22 protein-coding genes and 1 riboswitch are annotated in these 20,549 nt (G+C 37.4%); of the genes, 17 read left to right on the forward strand and 5 right to left on the reverse strand.

Annotated features, from left to right (window positions below; genetic code table 11):
• Window positions 1–75 precede the first annotated feature (75 nt).
• From rluB to ACFYKT_RS04470, 10 genes are all read left to right on the forward strand, one after another.
• Window positions 76–804, forward strand: a complete 729-nt coding sequence (gene rluB, locus ACFYKT_RS04425; RefSeq protein WP_389216011.1) for a 23S rRNA pseudouridine(2605) synthase RluB — start codon at window positions 76–78, stop codon at window positions 802–804.
• A 177-nt stretch (window positions 805–981) separates the two neighbouring features.
• Window positions 982–1,506, forward strand: coding sequence for a thiol-disulfide oxidoreductase ResA (gene resA / locus ACFYKT_RS04430; RefSeq protein WP_389216014.1), 525 nt, complete (start codon window positions 982–984; stop codon window positions 1,504–1,506).
• Window positions 1,507–1,526: 20 nt separating this feature from the next.
• Window positions 1,527–3,152, forward strand: coding sequence for a cytochrome c biogenesis protein ResB (gene resB / locus ACFYKT_RS04435; protein WP_389216016.1), 1,626 nt, complete (start codon window positions 1,527–1,529; stop codon window positions 3,150–3,152).
• A 13-nt stretch (window positions 3,153–3,165) separates the two neighbouring features.
• Window positions 3,166–4,350 (forward strand): c-type cytochrome biogenesis protein CcsB, encoded by a 1,185-nt coding sequence (ccsB, locus tag ACFYKT_RS04440; protein WP_389216019.1) that lies wholly within the window; start codon window positions 3,166–3,168, stop codon window positions 4,348–4,350.
• 111 nt (window positions 4,351–4,461) lie between these two features.
• Window positions 4,462–5,178 carry a response regulator transcription factor gene (locus ACFYKT_RS04445; RefSeq protein WP_389216022.1) on the forward strand — a complete coding sequence of 239 codons (717 nt, stop codon included), beginning with the start codon at window positions 4,462–4,464 and terminating at the stop codon, window positions 5,176–5,178.
• Window positions 5,175–6,956, forward strand: a complete 1,782-nt coding sequence (locus ACFYKT_RS04450; protein WP_389216025.1) for an ATP-binding protein — start codon at window positions 5,175–5,177, stop codon at window positions 6,954–6,956. Before ACFYKT_RS04445 ends, ACFYKT_RS04450 begins: the two co-directional genes overlap by 4 nt.
• A 372-nt stretch (window positions 6,957–7,328) precedes the next feature.
• Window positions 7,329–7,889: an RNA polymerase sigma factor SigX gene (gene sigX / locus ACFYKT_RS04455; protein ID WP_389216027.1), complete on the forward strand. Its 561-nt coding sequence runs from the start codon at window positions 7,329–7,331 to the stop codon at window positions 7,887–7,889.
• A complete protein-coding gene (locus tag ACFYKT_RS04460; protein ID WP_389216030.1) occupies window positions 7,852–9,087 on the forward strand; it encodes a hypothetical protein in 1,236 nt (411 codons plus the stop codon). The genes sigX and ACFYKT_RS04460 overlap by 38 nt, the downstream gene beginning before the upstream one ends.
• Window positions 9,088–9,454: 367 nt before the next feature.
• Window positions 9,455–9,589: a hypothetical protein gene (locus ACFYKT_RS04465; RefSeq protein ID WP_389216033.1), complete on the forward strand. Its 135-nt coding sequence runs from the start codon at window positions 9,455–9,457 to the stop codon at window positions 9,587–9,589.
• A gap of 70 nt (window positions 9,590–9,659) precedes the next feature.
• On the forward strand, window positions 9,660–10,472 hold the full coding sequence (locus ACFYKT_RS04470; RefSeq protein WP_389216036.1) for a histidinol-phosphatase: 813 nt from the start codon (window positions 9,660–9,662) through the stop codon (window positions 10,470–10,472).
• A 50-nt stretch (window positions 10,473–10,522) separates the two neighbouring features.
• Here the strand turns inward: ACFYKT_RS04470 and serA are convergent, their stop codons facing one another.
• A complete protein-coding gene (gene serA, locus ACFYKT_RS04475) occupies window positions 10,523–12,097 on the reverse strand; it encodes a phosphoglycerate dehydrogenase (RefSeq protein ID WP_389216039.1) in 1,575 nt (524 codons plus the stop codon).
• A 140-nt stretch (window positions 12,098–12,237) separates the two neighbouring features.
• A riboswitch (FMN riboswitch) is annotated at window positions 12,238–12,437 on the forward strand.
• A 162-nt stretch (window positions 12,438–12,599) separates the two neighbouring features.
• Between serA and ACFYKT_RS04480 the strand changes: the two genes are divergently transcribed.
• Window positions 12,600–13,184, forward strand: coding sequence for an ECF transporter S component (locus ACFYKT_RS04480; protein ID WP_389216042.1), 585 nt, complete (start codon window positions 12,600–12,602; stop codon window positions 13,182–13,184).
• A gap of 317 nt (window positions 13,185–13,501) precedes the next feature.
• Here ACFYKT_RS04480 and ACFYKT_RS04485 read toward each other — a convergent pair whose 3' ends face one another.
• Window positions 13,502–13,750 carry a ferredoxin gene (locus tag ACFYKT_RS04485; protein ID WP_053476845.1) on the reverse strand — a complete coding sequence of 83 codons (249 nt, stop codon included), beginning with the start codon at window positions 13,748–13,750 and terminating at the stop codon, window positions 13,502–13,504.
• Window positions 13,751–14,054: 304 nt separating this feature from the next.
• Here ACFYKT_RS04485 and ACFYKT_RS04490 point away from each other — a divergent pair, with 304 nt between their 5' ends.
• From ACFYKT_RS04490 to ACFYKT_RS04510, 5 genes are all read left to right on the forward strand, one after another.
• Window positions 14,055–15,104 carry a helix-turn-helix domain-containing protein gene (locus ACFYKT_RS04490; protein WP_389216045.1) on the forward strand — a complete coding sequence of 350 codons (1,050 nt, stop codon included), beginning with the start codon at window positions 14,055–14,057 and terminating at the stop codon, window positions 15,102–15,104.
• Window positions 15,105–15,109: 5 nt separating this feature from the next.
• Window positions 15,110–16,618 (forward strand): RecQ family ATP-dependent DNA helicase, encoded by a 1,509-nt coding sequence (locus ACFYKT_RS04495; protein ID WP_389216048.1) that lies wholly within the window; start codon window positions 15,110–15,112, stop codon window positions 16,616–16,618.
• A complete protein-coding gene (locus ACFYKT_RS04500; RefSeq protein ID WP_389216050.1) occupies window positions 16,615–17,220 on the forward strand; it encodes a CPBP family intramembrane glutamic endopeptidase in 606 nt (201 codons plus the stop codon). The genes ACFYKT_RS04495 and ACFYKT_RS04500 overlap by 4 nt, the downstream gene beginning before the upstream one ends.
• Window positions 17,213–17,902 carry a LysM peptidoglycan-binding domain-containing protein gene (locus ACFYKT_RS04505; protein ID WP_389216053.1) on the forward strand — a complete coding sequence of 230 codons (690 nt, stop codon included), beginning with the start codon at window positions 17,213–17,215 and terminating at the stop codon, window positions 17,900–17,902. Before ACFYKT_RS04500 ends, ACFYKT_RS04505 begins: the two co-directional genes overlap by 8 nt.
• Before the next feature lie 95 nt (window positions 17,903–17,997).
• Window positions 17,998–18,456: a YpbF family protein gene (locus tag ACFYKT_RS04510; protein WP_389216056.1), complete on the forward strand. Its 459-nt coding sequence runs from the start codon at window positions 17,998–18,000 to the stop codon at window positions 18,454–18,456.
• 50 nt (window positions 18,457–18,506) lie between these two features.
• Here ACFYKT_RS04510 and ACFYKT_RS04515 read toward each other — a convergent pair whose 3' ends face one another.
• From ACFYKT_RS04515 to ACFYKT_RS04525, 3 genes are all read right to left on the reverse strand, one after another.
• Complete coding sequence (locus ACFYKT_RS04515) at window positions 18,507–19,076, reverse strand: manganese catalase family protein (protein WP_389216059.1); 570 nt, start codon at window positions 19,074–19,076, stop codon at window positions 18,507–18,509.
• Between the two features lie 61 nt (window positions 19,077–19,137).
• Window positions 19,138–19,398, reverse strand: coding sequence for a spore coat protein CotJB (locus ACFYKT_RS04520; protein WP_389216061.1), 261 nt, complete (start codon window positions 19,396–19,398; stop codon window positions 19,138–19,140).
• Window positions 19,395–19,622 carry a spore coat associated protein CotJA gene (locus ACFYKT_RS04525; protein ID WP_389216064.1) on the reverse strand — a complete coding sequence of 76 codons (228 nt, stop codon included), beginning with the start codon at window positions 19,620–19,622 and terminating at the stop codon, window positions 19,395–19,397. Before ACFYKT_RS04525 ends, ACFYKT_RS04520 begins: the two co-directional genes overlap by 4 nt.
• 137 nt (window positions 19,623–19,759) lie before the next feature.
• Here ACFYKT_RS04525 and ACFYKT_RS04530 point away from each other — a divergent pair, with 137 nt between their 5' ends.
• Window positions 19,760–20,392, forward strand: coding sequence for a CBS domain-containing protein (locus ACFYKT_RS04530; RefSeq protein ID WP_389216067.1), 633 nt, complete (start codon window positions 19,760–19,762; stop codon window positions 20,390–20,392).
• The last annotated feature ends 157 nt before the right edge of the window (window positions 20,393–20,549 follow it).

The raw sequence follows: 20,549 nt of genomic DNA on the forward strand, positions 1-20,549 counted from the left end.
GGGTTGATTTATGTCATAATTCATAAGGATAGAAACAGGTATAATTCTAATAATGCTTTAGTTGGGGTGACATAAATGGAAAGATTACAAAAAGTTATTGCACATGCAGGATTTGCTTCACGAAGAAAGGCTGAAGAGCTAATTGTGGAAGGGCATGTGAAAGTGAATGGGAAAATAGTAAAAGAGCTTGGGGTAAAGGTTTCATCTTCGGATCGAGTGGAAGTCAATGGCATACCTGTCGAACGGGAAGAGCCTGTTTATTTTCTTCTGTATAAACCAAGGGGTGTCATTTCAAGTGTGACGGATGATAAAGGAAGAAAGGTCGTAACTGATTTCTTCCAACAAATAGAGCAGCGGATTTATCCAGTAGGGCGTTTAGATTTTGATACTTCAGGTCTTTTGCTTTTAACAAACGATGGAGAGTTTGCTAATCTGCTCATGCATCCGAAGAATGAAGTAGAAAAGGTGTATGTGGCAAAAGTGAAAGGAATTCCTTCTCGAGAGGAAATGAGAAGTCTTGAAAAAGGGATTCGCTTAGAAGATGGAAAAACAGCGCCAGCAAAGACAAAGCTAATTTCCATGGACAAGAAGAAGCAAACAGCGATCATCGAACTAACGATACATGAAGGAAGAAATCGGCTAGTAAGAAGGATGTTTGAAGCAATTGGCCATCCTGTTATTAAATTGAAAAGAGAAAGATACGGTACATTAACACTACAAGGTTTGAATGCTGGAGAAGCTAGAGAGCTAACAGCCCATGAAGTAAAGCAATTGCGCACGCTCTCACAGTCAAAATTGCGTTAATGAGAATAACAATGGTTTAAGAAATTTCATAGAATAGTCACAGTTACTTCAAATTGTAAACATTATTAGAATGTTGATAAATGGTATAATTAACATCGACTGTTTAAGAATAATTAATTAAACATGCATTTATACCCAGTTCCATGGAACAATTGGCTTTTTAAAGGGGAGAGTGTAATGAAGAAACGCCGCTTAGTGACAAGAACAATCATTTTACTTATTTTAGGTGCTGCAGTCGCTTATACTTTATATGCGAATTTCACCAAAGATGATATTAAAAAGGTAGTTGTTGGGGAAACAGCGCCTGATTTTGTCCTTATGGATTTGGATGGAGAAGAGCATCGACTTTCGGATTATAAAGGACAAGGAGTCTTTTTGAATTTCTGGGGTACATATTGCAAGCCTTGTGAAAAAGAAATGCCTTATATGGATAACCAGTACAAACAATTTAAAGATAAGGGTGTGCAAACATTAGCTGTTAATGTGGGAGAGTCGGAGCTTGCGGTGAGTAAATTTGCCGAGAGACATAATTTATCATTCCCGATCGTACTTGATGCAGACGGACAGGTTCAGACAGCTTATAAAATAGGTGCCCTTCCTGCAACCTATATGATTGATAAGGATGGAAAAGTCGTTAAATACCATACAGGGCAATTGACAGAAGAAATGATTAAAGAATTTATGGAACAAGTTCAACCATAAGCTACGGGGAGATTTTAAAAATGAAGCATGTAAAATGTGAATGTGGGCATGTGAATCCACATGGAACGATACTTTGCGAAGCATGTGGAAGAGTTCTTGAGGAGAATGAAAAAGATAAGAAGCTTGTAGATATGCGCTATGAAGGTAGTGCACGCCGCTCGCAAACGTATAATAAAACAATTATAGATAAAATTTGGAACTTCTTTTCTTCTGTGAAAGTGGGAGTTTGGCTGATCGTTATTACACTTGTTGCCTCGGCAATGGGAACCATTTTGCCGCAGGAGATGTATATTCCGCCTGTCATGCCAGTTGCGGAGTATTATAAGGATCAGTACGGATGGATTGGTGAACTGTACTACAATCTAGGGTTCCATAATTTATACAGCTCATGGTGGTATCTCGTTTTAATTGCATCTATTGGAATATCGTTAGTTATATGCAGTCTTGACCGGGTGGTCCCGTTATGGAGGGCATTAAAGGCTCAGCGTGTGACGAGGCATGAAGGATTTTTAAAGCGCCAGCGGGTTTTCGGTGTGTCTGAGGGCAGTAATCTTGATGAATCCTATTCAAAAGTAAAAGAAAGATTAAAAGCAAAGAGATATCGTATTCGTGAAGAGGATGGCAATATTCTTGCTGAAAAAGGAAGATTTTCAAGATGGGGCCCGTATGTGAATCATATTGGTTTAATTATCTTCTTAATTGGCGGGATGCTTCGCTTTGTTCCAGGCATGTATATTGATGAAATTCTTTGGGTCCGTGAAGGGGAAACGAAGGTGATCCCAGAAACGGATGGCGAGTATTATTTAAAGAATGATGAGTTTATATTAGAAGTTTATGATAAAGATAAGGATAATAAAGCATTTAGCGATGCGATTGAAAAGAATGGCATGGTTGCGAAAAACTATCAATCGAACGTGACTTTATACAAGAAAAAGGGTGAAACAGTAGCTGGACAAGCCCCAGACCTTGAAAAAGTAAAAGACGATGAGATTCGTGTGAATGAACCGTTGAAGTTTGAGAGCTTTGCTTTATATCAAGTGGATTACAAATTAAATGAATTAAATCAAATGAGCTTTGCCCTTTCTAATAAAAAGACCAATGAAACCTTTGGTGATATTAAAATTAATTTATATGATCCTAAGGACAAATATGATCTTGGAAATGGATATTCTGTAGAGGTTGTCAGCTATTTCCCAGATTTTGAGTTCAATGATGAGGGAGAGCCAATAACAAAATCAAAAATTCCTAACAATCCAGCCTTTGTTTTTAAAATGCATACACCGGACAAAAAGGATGGGGAGATAAGCTTTGTTGCGATTCAACAAACAATTGAACCATTTGGTGATAATGACTATAAGATGGATTTTGTCGGAATAGATACGAAAAATGTGTCAGCGTTAACCGTTCGAAAGGATTTAACGCTTTGGATTATTGCATTTGGAGGACTTATCTTTATGATAGGTGTTGTTCAAGGTGCATATTGGAATCATCGCCGCATTTGGATTCGCAGGGTAAATGATGAAGTTTGGGTAGCTGGACATACAAATAAAAATTGGCATGGACTAAAAAGAGAAATCCAAATTGTATTAGAAGATACCGGAATTGATGAACCTGAGGATCAAGTGCAAAAGGAGAATATAGAATAAGGAGGGGAAATCGGTGGTAAGTTTAAGTGGAAATTTATTGTACGCCGCATTTATACTATATTTAGTAGCCACAGTTTTTTTCGCGGGCTCTATTAAAGATAAAAAAGGAAAAGAATCTTCGAAAGGTCCAAATAAATGGGCAAAGATTGGATTAGTCATATCGATCATTGGTTTTGCACTAAATGTTGGATACTTTATCACCCGCTGGATTGCGGCAGGTCATGCACCAGTAAGTAATTTGTTTGAGTTTACAACGTTTTTTGGCATGTGTCTTGTAGGTGCATTTATTGTCATATATTTCATTTACAAAACACCTATTTTGGGCGCATTCACAATGCCGGTGGCTCTATTATTGATTGCTTATGCAAGTATGTTTCCTCGGGAAATATCACCGCTAATCCCGGCACTTCAAAGTGATTGGCTGCACATCCATGTAACAACAGCAGCTGCGGGACAAGCGATATTAGCCATCAGCTTTGCTGCTGGACTTATTTACTTAGTAAAAGCGATTGACCAAACGAAAGCAAGCAAGCGTACTTTTTGGTTAGAAGCGATCATGTTTGGTCTTGTGTGTACACTTGGGTTTGTTATTATTACGTCAACTTTTTCAGCACTTGATTACAAAGCTGAATTTAATTGGGTTGATAAATTGGATAAAGAGGCTAAAATTGAATATAATATGCCAGCTTTAACAGGTCCTCATGAAGGGGAACTATTAACAGATGGGAAATTTGAGCCGCTTGTCGAAATGCCTGCAATTATCAATGCTAAAAAACTGAATACAGTTATTTGGTCATTAGCATCAGGCATCATTTTATACTTATTGATCAGATTAATTCTGCGCAAACGTGTAGGCGCTGCACTGCAGCCGCTAACCAAACATATTAATCTTGATTTAGTAGATGAAATTGCCTATCGTTCTGTTTTAATTGGTTTTCCAGTATTCACTCTCGGAGCGCTTATATTTGCGATGATATGGGCACAGATTGCTTGGACACGTTTCTGGGGATGGGATCCAAAAGAAGTATGGGCTCTGATTACTTTCTTATTCTATGCTGCATATCTACACTTACGACTATCTAAGGGATGGCATGGGGAAAAGTCTGCTTGGCTAGCCGTCGTAGGTTTTATCATTATTATGTTTAATCTAGTAGCTGTAAACCTTGTACTTGCAGGCTTACACTCCTATGCAGGCTAAGCAGCATTTAAAAAATTAACCTTTCTTTTTTGAAAAAAAGCCTTCACTTCACGTTAGTGAAGGCTTCTTTAAAACATATCTTGGGGGATACATGTAAAGGGGGACATAGTTATGGAGAAAGACGTTAGAATTTTGGTTGTAGATGATGAGGAAAGAATTCGCCGTTTATTAAAAATGTATTTAGAAAGAGAAAGCTACATTATTGACGAGGCAGAGGATGGAAATGAGGCTGTCTTGAAGGCGTTGGGAAATGAATATGATGTCATTCTACTTGATTTGATGATGCCTGGTAAAGACGGACTAGAAGTTTGTCGCGAGGTAAGAGAGAAGAAAACAACACCAATTATTATGTTAACGGCCAAGGGGGAGGAAGTTAACAGAGTACAAGGTTTTGAAGTAGGAACTGATGATTATATTGTTAAACCTTTCAGTCCAAGAGAAGTGGTTCTGCGCGTAAAGGCTTTACTGCGCCGTTCATCTAAAACGACTTTTGTTCAAACAGAAACGACAACAAAGGATGTCATAGTGTTTCCTCATTTAACGATCGATCATGATGCACATAGAGTATTAGCAGATGGAAAAGAAGTAAGCTTAACACCAAAAGAGTATGAATTACTTTACTTCTTGGCTAAATCCCCTGATAAAGTATTTGATCGGGAACAGCTGCTAAAAGAAGTGTGGCATTATGAATTTTTTGGCGACTTAAGAACAGTTGATACACATGTGAAGCGCTTGCGTGAAAAGTTAAATAAGGTATCAGAGCAAGCAGCCAAAATGATTGTAACTGTTTGGGGTGTTGGCTATAAGTTTGAGGTTATTAATGAATGATGTTTTGGCGTAGTGTTGTAGGTAAACTTTGGATTACCACTCTTTTGCTTGTTTCTTTTGTTCTATTTATTCTAACAATCATGCTTCTTGAGTTTTTTGATAATTATCATATCAATGAGACTGAAAGAGGGCTTACGAATACAGCGCAAAAAATTGCCCGTATTCTAGAAGAGCATGAAAAAGAGATAGGTTTGGAAATAGCTTGGGAATTAGTTGATGATGTAACGAAGATTGTCATTATTCATAGTCCCGAAGAATATGATTATTCGCCTAATAAAAGCCAATCATTTCAATTGCCATTAACTTATTTAACTGAAGATAAGGATTTAAAGAAGGTATTTACAGGAGATAAAATTGTCCAGAAAATTTCTTCTATCTCTGAAAGCAAAGCAAATGATAAAGATGAATCCAAAATATTAATTATCGGTGTACCGCTAAATGAAACAAGCGGTGAAGATGGTGCGGTATTTATTTATCAATCTTTAGAGGTTATGCAAGAAACGACCAAAACAACAACAAAGTTTATTTTTCTAGCTGCTGGTGTGGCCATTATCTTAACAACCATCTTTGCCTTCTTCTTATCGACACGAATTACTGCACCTCTTCGAAAAATGAGAGAGGCAGCTTTTGAAGTGGCAAGGGGGAAATTTGATACAAAGATTCCTTCTCCTTCACAAGATGAAATTGGAGAACTGGCTATTGCTTTTAATCAGATGGGCAAGCAGCTGAAATTTAATATGAATGCCTTAAGTCAGGAAAAAGAACAACTTGCAAGTATATTAAGTGGAATGGCAGACGGTGTTATCACTTTCAGCAAGGATGGAACGATTCTTATTACAAACCCGCCAGCAGATCGCTTCTTACATAGCTGGTATTATGAACAAGAAGAAGGCGGTACAAATACTGCCGCTGTTCCATCTAAAGTAATGGAGCTTTTTAAACAGGCTGTTAACACAGAAAAAGAACAGGTTGGGGAAATCTCTATTCAAGGAAGATTCTGGGTGATGATTGTAAGTCCGCTCTATGATAATAAATATATTCGGGGTGCCGTTGCTGTCATTCGTGATATGACAGAAGAAAGACAGCTTGATAAGCTGAGGCAGGATTTTATTGCGAATGTTTCACATGAGCTTCGAACGCCTATCTCGATGATGCAAGGATATAGTGAAGCCATTGTCGATGATATTGCAGGAACAGATGAAGAAAAGAAAGAGATGGCTCGAGTCATTTATGATGAATCCCTAAGAATGGGGAGACTTGTCAATGAGCTATTAGATCTTGCAAGAATGGAAGCTGGACATATTCAACTAACGACTGAAGATGTAGAAATCAATCCATATCTTCAGAAAATCATTCGGAAGTTTCAAGGATTAGCGAAGGAAAAGGATATCCAGCTTGCACAAGAACTTAATGGTCAAGAATCCAGCTATAGATTTGATCCTGATCGCATGGAACAAGTGTTAACTAATTTAATTGATAATGCCATTCGTCATACGCCAAGTTTGGGAAATGTGACTGTTTCTGAACGAAGTGATGAGCGGGGATTATATATTGAGGTTATTGATTCGGGATCAGGTATCCCGGAAGAAGACTTGCCTTTTGTTTTTGAAAGATTCTATAAAGCGGATAAAGCAAGAACAAGGGGGCGCTCTGGGACTGGTCTGGGGCTTGCTATTGCCAAGAACATTGTTAATGCTCATAAAGGGCAAATATCAGTACAAAGCAAACTTGGTCATGGTACGACATTTTCTATTTATATTCCTCGAAAAATCGAATAATATAGAAAATTGTGCCGATTGTTCTTGATTCATGAGAAACATTATGTCTAGCTTGACTGCTTTTCTTATTTTGGGTAAAGGAAGGATTCCTGAGAAAATCCTTCCTTTTTTGTTACATAGGAAATTATATAATCTGATGTTGTGGATAACTTTGCGACAAGTTTGACTGCGTTCAGCTCCAGCGCCTACCCCCTCGAGGTCACAAGCCAATCCTCCCAGAAAGGTAAAGGACACCTTTCCGTGAGGCTCGTCTTGTGCTTGTCGGGGGTGATCAAGGCGCTTGCGCATTTGTGCTATAGATAATACTATATTTAAAGGTGTAACTTTTTCTTATTTGATTGCGACTATATTATTGAACGGGGAGGGGAACTGATGGACTCCGTTTTTGATGAATTATATAGAAAATATCATCATGACGTTTTTCAATTTCTTTTTTATATGGTCAAAAACAAAGAACAGGCTGAGGACCTAGTACAAGAGGTCTATATTAGAGTATTAAAATCATATGAAAGATTTGAAGGCAAGAGCAGTGAGAAAACGTGGCTTTTCTCAATTGCACGAAATGTTGCCATTGATTCATTTCGGAAACAAAAGGGCTGGAAGCAGCGGATATTGGAGAAATTTGACTGGACTACTTCACAGGTGAAGGATCATCAACCCATACCTGAAGATATAGCGGTACAAAATGAGGAAATTCAACAAATATATAGATGCCTAGATCAATGCACGGTTGATCAGCGGCTCGTTATTGTTATGAGGTATATTCATGAATTCTCAATTGCAGAAACTGCCGAAGCATTAAGCTGGACGGAAAGCAAGGTAAAGACGACTCAGCATCGTGCTTTAAAGATATTAAAGAAACATATGGAAGAATTGATTGGAAAGGAGGGGATAGATGGTGAAGAAGTCAGAATGGAACGATCAGCAGATTGAGGATTTATTAAGTCAAATGCCGAAGATAAAGGATGAGCGTGATCCTCAAGATATATACCAAAATATTGTTGTAAAGATGAATAAGAAAAGACAAAGAGTATGGATGATGCCTGCTGTTGCCACTGTAGGTGCGGCCCTTCTGCTTTTCATTCTCGTTCCCGGCCTTTTAGATGGAAATTCTTCTCAAGAAAATGCATTAGATCATACGGATCAACCCTCATCTGAAATCGCAATGTTGGAAGATACGATGAATGAAGAAAAAGTAGAACAAAAGACAAAGATGGATGAAGAAGTCACTCCGTTTTCAGCAGATGCAGAGCCTGAAACGACGAGTGAGATGGGCATCAGATCTGTAGGTATTGAAGATTCAGCTACGGCAATATATGAAGAAGATCTTGCTGATAAGTATGTTCTGACATATGCCATTCCGGATCCGAATGTAATGATGTCCGTTCCTGTCAGTGTCCTTGTCTCTAAAGAGGAAGATAAATCTAAATTTGAGCTATTTACAGAAAATATGGCGAATTTGAAGGAAGAAGAGTGGGGATTAAGGGACTATTTCCCACTAAATGCGGATCTAACTTTTGATGAAGAGAGTAATGTCCTCACAGTAGATGTACCGATTGACCATTCATATGGAAAAGGATCGGCGACTGAGATTATTTTCAATGATACCCTAAGTTATATGATGACTACATTAGATATTGAGAAAATTAATTTATTAACTGCTGGAAACCCGGGGGTTGAGTTAGGTAACTTCGGATTGATCGAAGAATTCGTACCAAAAGAACAATTGGGCAATCATGCGTATTATTTTTATTATCCAAATGATTCAACGTCCAAGCCATTTATCGTTCCATATGGTGAGAAGTTAAAATCAATTAACGAGGCATTCTCTGCAATGAAAGAAAATCAGGACAAAGCACATTTAGTAGCTTCAATCCCTGCTGAGATAAGCCTTGAAACAGAAGAAGACCCAGCAGAAAAGAAATTGACCATTCATTTTGGAGACGGCTCTATCATAAATAATGATGAACCAACCTTGCATACAATCGAAGCGATTCTGCTAACAGCAAAAGACTTTAATTACCAGACCGTTAAATTGGAAAATACAAATATTGATATAGTAGGCAAATTTGATTTAAATAATGAAATCAAAGTACCAGTGGCCGCTAATAAACGCAGTTTACCACAATAAAAAGATAAGCCAAATTGGCTTGTCTTTTTTCTTTTGTAAAAGGTTGTGTTAAATCATATTGTTGGTGCACAAAACCGCCATTGGTATACCCGCTCATTAAGTTATTCATACGAATAAAACCCATTCGCGTGTACACCAATGGCTCTTAATCAACAATTAACATTAACGTGCCCTAGGAAAAAATAAATGGTCGGTCTGATTAATTGAACAAGCCTTTATGTACGAAGTAATAACCAGCGCAGTGAAATTAAGCAGACCGACATTTACATACTAGGTCTTTGGCAGATGCTCATGAATGTTTTTTGTAATAAAACTAAAGCTCCTTTCATATGGTGAATAGGGTAGAAACGAATGGAGGAGGGGAAAGGTGGATTACATAAAACGTTTTATTATTGCAGCAATTATGGTAGCCTGTGTCAGCTTATTATTTCTCGGAGGCAAAAATACACAAGCGGGCATGATAGAATTAAATGGAACAATTAATGAGGTTAGTGAGCAATAATCTTAAAGGTTTTTGTTTGCTAGACTAAGGCCTTCAACGTATAATAGGGAAAAATTGGGGAGGCCAAAGGATGCTGACAGACTATCATAATCATTTAGAAACAGGCACATTAAGCTTAGATTATTTACGGAAATTTACAGATGCGGCAAAGGAAAAAGGAATTGATTGTTTTGGGATATCAGAGCATGCGTACCATTTTTATCAAACAGCAGATATCTTGCAGAATTCATGGGTGAATGAACGGCGCTACTATGATATGAAAGATTATGTCAGCCTTTTTCATCAAGCATGGGATAAGGATATCGATGTGAAAATGTCGATTGAAATGGATTACACACCAGGAAAGCATGAAGAAATGAAACGATTTATTCAAGCATACTCCTTTGATTATGTAATCGGCTCTATTCACTGGATAGGCGATTTCGGCATTGATTTAGCCGAATACAAGCATGAATGGGAAAAAAGAGACATTAATGAAATTTACAAAAAGTATTTTGATCAAGTTGTTACGCTTGCAGAGTCTAATTTATTTGATATCATTGGCCATATTGATTTAGTGAAAATATTCAAGTATGTTCCAGAGAATGAGGAGTTTCTTCTAGAACAATATGAGCGGGCGACCGATGCTTTAGCCAATTCAAAAACATGTGTGGAGATAAGTACGGCTGGCTTAAGAAAGCCGGTTGGTGAATTATATCCAGATAAACGGCTGCTTGAAAAATGTTTCTCGAAAAACATTCCGATCGTATTATCATCAGATGCTCATTTTCCTGAACATGTAGGAGCTGATTTTGGACAAGCTGTTGCTTTAGCAAAAGAGGCCGGATATCAATCGATCATGACATTTTCTAATGGGGTAAGAAAAGAATACCCACTTGGATAAAATAAAACAAGCAGTAGACGGCTATTGAAGCCTTCCACTGCTTATTTTTATTATAAATGAATTCGATTTAACGAAACAATATCATCAAGCTGATTTAGTAAAGCTAATGAGTGATCATCTAAAGGTTTGTCAAATGAAAGCACCATGATTGCTTCTCCGCCGATTTCTTTTCTGCCAACCTGCATGGTTGCGATATTAATTGAATGGTCGCCGAGAATTTTTCCAACACGGCCAATCACACCAGGACGATCTCTGTGCTGAATATAAAGGAGATTCCCCTCTGGGAGAAAATCAATATTAAAGCCATTTAAGAAAACAATCCTTGGACCATAATTGTCGATATAAGTCCCTCTAATGACAAAAGACTTTTCTTCAGCCTTAGCTGTTACAGTTAAACAATTTGCATATCCGAATGGATCGGCAGAAATCTTTTCCCCTACCGTAATTCCTCGTTCCTTAGCCGTAAGCAGGGCATTCACTTCATTTACATTGACAGCTATTCTATTTTTGAAAAAGCCAGCCAGTGTTGCTTTTGTTAAATAAGAGGTTTCCAATTCTGTAACCGTTCCAGAATATGTAATAGAAAGCTCTTGAATCCCCTCTTTTATACACTGTGAAAGAATCGACCCCATTTGTTTGGACATTTGATGGAATGGTCGGATTTTCTCGTAAATATCTTTGGATATCGCTGGTAGATTGATAGAGTTTGAGACAGGCTTTTCTTCCAAAAATAATCGGACCTCTTTTGATACTTGGCTAGCAACATTTAGTTGTGCTTCCTTTGTTGAAGCGCCTAGATGTGGAGTTGCAATGACATGATCAAATTTAAGCAGTGGATTTTCTCCAGGAGGTTCCGTTTCAAAGACATCAAGAGCCGCACCAGCAACATGTCCATTTCCTATATATTTTGCTAGGGCTTGTTCATCAATAATTCCACCGCGGGCACAATTAAGAAAAAACACGCCTTTTTTTGTTTTGCTTAGAGCATGCTCATTAATCAGCCCTTTCGTCTCTGCGGTAAGTGGGGTATGTACGGTAATAATGTCTGCGTGCTCTAGTACTTCATCCAGTGTGCATAATTCAACCCCAAGTTTCCCTGCGCGATCTTTTGTTAAGAACGGATCAAAAACATGAATATTCATCCCGAAGGCTTTTGCGCGTTTGGCAAGTTCGGTACCAATTCTACCCATACCGAGAATGCCTAGTGTTTTTCCGAATAGCTCCGTTCCAATAAAATCATTACGCTGCCACTCTAAATTTTTGACTGTTTGATGTGCTTGGGGAATATTTCTCATCATGGAGGCCATCATGGCAAAGGTGTGTTCAGCGGTAGAGATTGTATTTCCATCTGGAGCATTAATAACAACGATGCCTTTACGTGTAGCAGCTTCCACATCGATATTATCAACGCCGACACCAGCACGGGCAATGATTTTCAACCGAGGCATCTTATCTAATAATGCCTCATCCACCTTTGTCGCACTTCTTACAAGCAAAGCGTCAATTTCATCTAAGTAAGACTCGGGATCTGTCACTTTTTTTTGAATGACCTTAGCGTTAGTCATTTCTAATAACGGCTGCAGCCCCTCTTTACTAATTGAATCAGCAACCAAAATAGTAAACATATTTACACCTCACAATAAAAATAATTTTCAGATAATTTTACAGGACGAATATGTATCTGTCAATTGAGGGAGGAAGTTTCACCTTAATCTTCCCATTTTAATTTTTTTCGAGTATAATAATAGATGTATAAAATTATACGGTCTATCTTCGGGGCAGGGTGAAATTCCCGACCGGCGGTGATGAGATTTTTCTCTAAGCCCGCGAGCCTATAATAGCGAAGGCAATGATCCAATCAATTCATGGCAAATGCTTTGATGACTTTTGGAAAAGCCTAAGCTTGGGGCAGGATTTGGTGCGATTCCAAAGCCGACAGTACAGTCTGGATGGGAGAAGATGGAGGTTCTGCAGACGTTCAAAAAATGCAGGTTAATTGAACGTTTATTAAGTGAGCCTTTGTAATCTCCCTCAAGTGATGAACTTGAGGGTTTTCTTTTGCATAGGCAAATGAACTGCTGAACCTTTCTTCTTTAGGAGAGATAGTCCTAACAAGGAGAGAGGAACATGAAGAAACTTACGATTAAAGCTTTTGTTGGAATTGGGATGCTTAGCAGTATTTCATACATTTTGATGCTGTTGAATTTCCCTATACCGCCATTTCCAGGATTTTTGATGATTGATTTCAGTGATATTCCTGCATTGATCGCTGTATTAATTTTTGGACCAGTGGCTGGTATTTTGGTTGAACTATTTAAAAATATTTTGGATTACTTTATGACTGGTAGCGCGACTGGAGTACCAGTTGGTCATATAGCAAACTTTGTGGCGGGAATTCTGTATATACTGCCGACCTACTATGTTTATAACAAACTGAAAACAAAAAAAGGCATGACATTTGGATTAGTAGTGGGTACACTAATCATGGCTATTATCATGAGTGTGCTAAATTACTTCGTGATCTATCCAGCATATACATTCTTTTTGAATATGCCGGCGATGTCTGCTCCTGAAATTCGTACAGTCGTTGTTACGGCGATCTTACCATTTAATATTGTTAAAGGTTTATTAATTACAATCGTGTTCATGCTATTATTTGCGCGCATGAGTCCGTGGATTAATAAGCAAAATTCATATAGAAATGCTGTTTAATAGATAATTAGAAAAAAAGCAACGGCCTGCACCGTTGCTTTTTCTAATTGGCTCTGTCAAACGGGTCTGTTGATTTCCGCTTCAGGCACTCAGCAAACCCGCGGGGTCTCACCTTTCCCACTACTCCCGCAGGATATTGAATAGACTTCTTGAATTGACACCGCACAAGGAAATGCGGATGCATTTCCGAGGAGTCTCGCGCCTTCCGCTTTAATCAACAGGGTGCAAAAATTAACCATCAGCTTTAACGTAGCTTTAAATTAAAAAACCCCCTTTTCTATTAAAAAGGGAGCGGTCGTACTCATATTAAGAATGAACTATTCGAATTTAAGTGGGTCGCCATCGAATGAATCGTCAGCTACTTTAATGGAGTCTGTTGGACAGCCTTCGAATGCATCCATCATATCATCGATTAATACATCTGGAATTTCAACAATTCCTTGGTTATCATCTAGTGTAACGAATGCAATGCCTTCGTCATCGTAATCATAAATATCTGGTGCAGCTGCTCCGCATGCCCCACATGCGATGCAAGTTTCTTTGTCAACAATTGTATACTTTGCCATGAAAAAACCTCCCAAAATTTAAAACAAATATTCTGTTATTTTTTGAAGATAAAAACGTATTCCTCATACCTATTGTAAGACTGAATGGTCAACATTTCAATAGAAAAAGTATTGAGAATGCTTATCACACAAGGTTTTGTGAATTCTAGTAAAAGTGAGATTTAATAAGACTCAATTTTTTTATTCATGATAAAATAAACATAAGCGGATGACAAATAGGATGAGTGACTAAATTTCATAGATAACTTTAGTCATTTTGGCTGCTTTTATTCATTTCATTAAATCTGAAATGGAGTGTGATAGGATGGCAAATTCTTACCTTTCAATGATCGTTTTATATTGTCTACATAGAATGGATGGGCAGAGGACCATTTATTCAATCCTCCATTTATTGAATGGAAAAAAATCAGCGCAGACGATTCAAGATGCTCATTTCTTTCAGCTAACAAAATTATTCAATACATTTTCATTATTAAATAGATCCGACTTAGAGCAGATCATTTCTGCATTGAATGAGCAAGCATATATCTCCAGACATACTGAACAAAGTTATCAAGTAACCTCTGCAGGTTTAAAACAAATAAATGATTTCTTCAACATGCATCCAATACCCCCAGAATTAAATGGCTGGAGGTTCCATAACGTAACAGAACTATTTTGGGAAAGGATTTCATTAGCCATACAAGTTATTTCACAGCTAAGGAATCGAGAGTCTAAATATTTGCCTATTCAAAAGAAAAAGGAACTTCATCAATGGTTAAAGACTTTTTTGTATGAATCACAGTTAAGCAGGGATGAATTAGCCAAGAGAATTTATGATGAGCTAGTGAGATGCTTGGAAACAAATCATCATATAGATCCCGTAATATTTGTGAAGAGATTAACAGGCTTTCAGATTATTGGATTGACAGAGAAACAAGCCGCTTGGAATTTAGATATGGACGAGGATGCCTATCATATCCAATTCCTCGGAATTCTTCACTATATGTTAGAGATGATTGAAACAAAACAAAGCGATTTTCCACTATTAAGGCTGCTAATTGCTGATAAAAGAGACATTGTCCCCCTTACTCAATCAAGCAACAGGACATTTGACTTATTGAAAAAAGGCTATAGCCTTGAAGAGATCACGCATATACGTAATCTGAAAAAAAGTACAATTGAAGATCATATCGTTGAAATTGCCTTAAATGTGCCTGATTTTGATATTTCCACCTTTGTAAATAAAGAAAAGAAAGAATTAATTTTAATCGCAGTAGAAACAGCAGCATCAAAGCAGCTAAAACATATTCGCGAACTTGTTCCTAATGCGGATTATTTTGAAATTCGATTAGTAATGGCAAGAGGCTGGTGAGAAGAATGGATCTTGAATTTCACTTAGAGAAGCATTTTAACTATACCTCTTTTAGGGTAGGGCAGAAAGAAGTCATTACCTCGATTCTAGATGGAAAGCATACAATCGCAATGCTTCCCACAGGAACAGGGAAATCATTATGCTACCAGCTGTCAGGTTATTTGCTAAAGGGGCAGATCGTCATTATTTCCCCGTTATTATCATTAATGCAGGATCAAGTAGAACAGCTAATGATGAATGGGGAAAAAAGCGTAATTGCCTTCAATTCTTTTCTCACACAAGAAGAGAAATATCAAGCTTTATTACATTTGAATAAATATAAATTTATTTTTCTTTCACCTGAGATGCTGCAATCTGAAAGTATCATCAAAAGGTTGGGAGAGCAGCAGATTGGATTATTTGTTATCGATGAAGCGCATTGTATTTCTCAGTGGGGATATGATTTTAGACCAGATTATTTAAAACTGGGAGATGTCAGAGAGAAATTAGGGAATCCGCTTACCCTGGCATTGACGGCAACTGCCACACCAGAAGTAAAGGAAGATTTAATCGAATCTCTCGGATTGGGTAACTGGAATGAATTTATCTATTCAGTAGACAGACCGAATATCTCTTTATCTGTAGAAACGATTAGCTCCTATCAGGATAAAACAGAGAGATTAGTAGAACTAATCAAGAACCTAAAAGGACCAGGAATCATTTACTTTTCCAGTAAGAAAGTATCTGAACAAATGGCTGTTCTCCTAAAAGAAAGAGGAATTGATAAGGTGATGGCTTATCATGGCGGAATGGAGCAGGAAAGCAGGGTTCTTATTCAGCAGCAATTTCTCCATGGGCAATTAGATATTATTTGTGCAACAAGTGCTTTTGGAATGGGGATTAATAAAGGAAATATTCGTTATGTTATTCATTTTCATATGCCGCTTCAGCTTGAAAGCTATTTACAGGAAATCGGAAGAGCTGGGCGGGATGGATTGAAGAGTTTGGCAGTCCTCCTGTACTCTCCAGGAGATGAACAGCTCCCTTATCAGCTTGCAGAATCGGAGCTGCCAAGCGAAGCTCAAATAGAGTGGATATATCAGTGGTTTGTGGAACATGATGAGGCAGTAAAGAATATTGAACCATTTGAAAATGAAGTGAGAAGGCTTGCTGGTCTTACCGATATTCAGTGGAGAATGATTAAGAACTATTTATGTGAATCAGAGGCAGCGTCCTTACAAGAGAATTTTCTGCAGCTCAAGATCTTTATTAATCAACGATTGCAAATAAAGAGGAAGAAGATAAATGAAATGCATATGTGGGCGCAGCCACCGTATGAAGAATGCCGCAGAAAAAAAATCTTGAAGTATTTTAAAGAAGACAAGACAATAGAAGTAGAAGATTGCTGTGATCAATGTGGAATCGATTTAGCTTCCTTCTATACTGATTCTGATAACCACAAAACTGCCGAGGATGCCTTTGATTGGAAAAGGCATTTGGCAGAAATTCTTTTAATAAGTGAGCGAAGCGAATGAAAGATAAATATTCTGGCGTAATTAAAGAGCTCTCTGATAAAGAATTATTATTCCACCTCTATCTTACGCAAATTATCCTATTAACGATTTCAGGTATTTTAGGTATGATATTAATGGATAGTTTTGTCGAATTCCTCCGATTATTCCAATGGAATGATAAGAATATCCTTCTTATTGGAGGAATAGCAGGATTAGCCGTTGTTATCCTTGACTTATTCCTAATGAGAGTTCTTCCATCTTCATACTATGATGATGGGGGATTGAATGAGCGGATTTTCCGCAACCGGAGTGTCCTTCATATTGCTTTCATTGCTGCGGTTATTGCCTTTAGTGAGGAATTATTATTTAGGGGCATTATTCAGACGCATGCTGGGTTGGTGATTTCGAGTCTTATTTTTGCTGTCGTTCATTACCGCTATTTATTTAACTGGTTTTTATTTTCTAATATTGTCCTTTTAAGCTTTTTTATTGGTTATCTTTTCTTACTCACAGAAAATTTATGGGTAACCATCTTTATGCATTTCATTATTGACTTTTTACTTGGCGTAATTATCAAGATAAAGTATCAAAATAACAAACAGGAAGGGATGTTCCATGAATAGAGAAGATCCTTACAGAGATCAAGCTGAACGGCTTCGAAAGAAAATAGAGAAAAATACAGAGAATAAGGAACAGTCGTCTGCTAAGGAGAAATTACCACCTAGAAGCAGGCTCCATCGAGAAAAAAAGAAGAAAAATAAATGGAAAATTAAATATCCTATTATTAGTTTGCTTGCCTTATTTTTTATCTTGCTCCCTGTGGTGACTTTAAGTATGTATAATTATTTGACAAGTGATACCCCTGGGGGATCTGAAAAGGTGAACAATAGTAAGTCAGGTTATGAAACGGTTGGCTATGAAGATAAGGATGATACGAAAAATACAAAGATTGAGGAAAGGGAAACAGCTCCAATTGAAGATAAGGGAGAAACTGATTCCAATAATCAAGAGGTAATCGACAAGGGGATTCCGACTCCTAGAGATCCGGTTGTCGGTGATAAATCAGATAAGGGTACTGCTGAATCTGAAAAAGAAACCGATGATCAAACAAGTGAGGAAGAACAAAAAGAACAAAATGAGGAACCTTCAGTCATTTATCATACAGTGAAGTCGAATGAAAACCTGTATAGAATTGCCTTGAAGTATTACAATTCCCAATCAGGCGTTGAAATTATTAGAAAAGCGAATAATCTAAATAACACTGATATTCATGTAGGACAAGTTTTAACGATTCCAAAGAACTAATTTCCACCTCCCCTAATCATATAACATGGTACAAGCACATATAGTAAGTGTATAGAAGTATGTATTTATATATGGGCTTTGTTAGGAGGGGGAGAATGGAAGCAACAATTAAAATGCTTGACGAAAGAACGGATCAAGCTACGAGAAAAATGCTTCAAAAGGTTGTTGAAAGAAAAAGGAAATTTGATAATTTTAAGCGCCGGCATCTATATGTCATGTGGGCAACTATATTTATTACCTTTTTCTACTTGCTCTATATTAATCAGACAGTGATTGAACCGTATTCCTACTCCTTTGCTGCCATGTTCTCTGCCTATGTGAATCATTCAGCCAATTTATATTTAATTGTTTTCACAGTTGGATTGTATGGTTTAATGAATCTATTAAGGACAAAAAGAGAAAAGGCAGAAAAAGAATACCATGCATTAAGATGTGAAATTATTGATAAAAGCAAGGATCTTTGGAAAAAGGAAGAGGAATGGAAAAATAGGCATCTTGTATATGAAATGATGAAAACCAATTATGACATTAATCTTTATCATGAAAATAAATAAATCCACAGAAAAGGTAAGTAAAGCTGCTTCTTTTCTGTGGTCCTTGTTTTTTAAAAGATTCGCTTTTTCCCTTGTTCGTCTTTCAAAATTTCTACGGCCTCTCTAAAACGCTGAGAGTGAATGATCTCTCGTTCTCTTAGGAACCGTAAGCTATCGTTAATATCTGGATCATCACTCATATTAATAATCCATTGATAGGTGGCTCTTGCCTTCTCCTCAGCCGCAATATCTTCATACAAATCGGCAATTGGATCGCCTTTTGCTTGAATATATGTTGCAGTCCAAGGGACGCCGCCAGCATTTTCATAATAGAGGGCATTGTCATGATTGGCATAATGTGCACCTAATCCTGCTGCTTTCATTTGGTCGGGAGTGGCGTCTTTAGTCAATTTAAATACCATTGTGGCAATCATTTCTAAATGAGCAAATTCCTCTGTTCCGATATCTGTGAGTAGACCAATGACTCTATCAGGTATTGTGTACCGCTGATTTAAGTATCTTAAGGCAGCTGAAAGCTCTCCATCGGCTCCGCCGTATTGTTCAATTAAGAATTTCGCAAGCATCGGGTTACATTGACTGACACGAACCGGATATTGTAATTTCTTCTCATAAACCCACATATAACCCCTCCATCATATAAAGCAATTGGTTATAGTTATTGTTCCGAAAGCACTTCCACAATTAAATTTGCCATGGCCATGGTGGATCATCCCAATTCCATGGGGTTCCTGAATAGCTGTGACCAAAATGCATAAGTGGGCCGTATTTGCTCTCAATTGCATTTCTGAGCTTCTTTCTTTCACTTACATAATGATTAAATTGTTTAATTGCCTCCTCATCTCCATTATGAGTATCGAGATATAAATTAAGCTCAACTAGCACAAAATCAACTGCCTGAAGATGCTCCAATAACTGATAATATTCAGCTGGCAGCTGTTTCATGAGTGCCCCTCCTTTGCCTTCTCATATGGACTGAAATAGGGATCGTAGAATGCCTTCCATAATGTACCTGCACGCAGTGCCTCCATTGGTGAAAATTGAGGGAGATTTGGCGGCTGAAAGCCCATATATAGATTAGGTGGAGTGGAAAAGGTTTTTACTTTGATCGGTTTGCAAGGATCGAATGGACTAACATAAGGATGGTAAGTTTTTATAGGTGTGAACATGTAATCCCTCCTTTAAATGTACGTCATTCAATCTTATGACTAAAATTTTGCTTTCATGTTTACTTTTATGAAGGGTTTTAGAGATATATGTGGAATAATAAAAGCATAGCTGTAAATAATATTTTGAGGTGATAATTATGTTTGTGAAAAGCGTCATGATTCCAAAATTTAAGAGCTATACAATTGATCACGATAAGACAATCAAGGATGCCCTTGAAAAATTAGAAGAACATCAAATTGATGGGTTGCCAGTTTTAGAGGGGGACTCCTATGTTGGAATTATTACACGTTACGGAATTTATGAAAATTATTTTTCCGCAGAACAAACAAAAGAAGATTATTTACAGAAAACATTAGTGAAGGAAATTGTCACACATAAAGAGCATTATTTAAGTGGTGATGAAATATTTGAAAGTACACTTTTGGATTTAAAGGATTTCCCACTGTTAGCCGTGCTTGATGATAATCAGAAATTCTTAGGGGTCGTTACCCGCTATGATGTCCTTGCACAATTTCAATCTGCTTTTGGCATGAATAGACCAGGTGTCCGAATCGCCTTTACTTCTTCCGAAACAGAGGGAAGACTTGCAAGGCTAGCTGACATCGCACAGCATTATCATGAACAAATCATTTCACTTGTCACTTTCGACGAGACAGATAGACTTATCCGAAGAATTGTCATGAAGATCGAAAAGAAAGAAAACATTGATCAATTCATTGAAAAACTTGAAAACTCAGGATTCCGAGTTCTCGATGTAAAGGAAGATTAATCAAATCAATATAACCCCAAATCCCCTCTTGAAATCTAGTGAGAGGGGATTTTCTGTTTTCTCATAAATTATGGTATGATTTCTTTAGTTTCTAAAGATTGTTGTTTTTGTATAAGTTGTGTAAATGAAAAAATGTTGACAAAAAAAGTTGTTGATT

The organism is Cytobacillus mangrovibacter, from assembly GCF_042865275.1.
GTDB classification, from domain to species: Bacteria; Bacillota; Bacilli; order Bacillales; family Cytobacillaceae; genus Cytobacillus; species Cytobacillus mangrovibacter.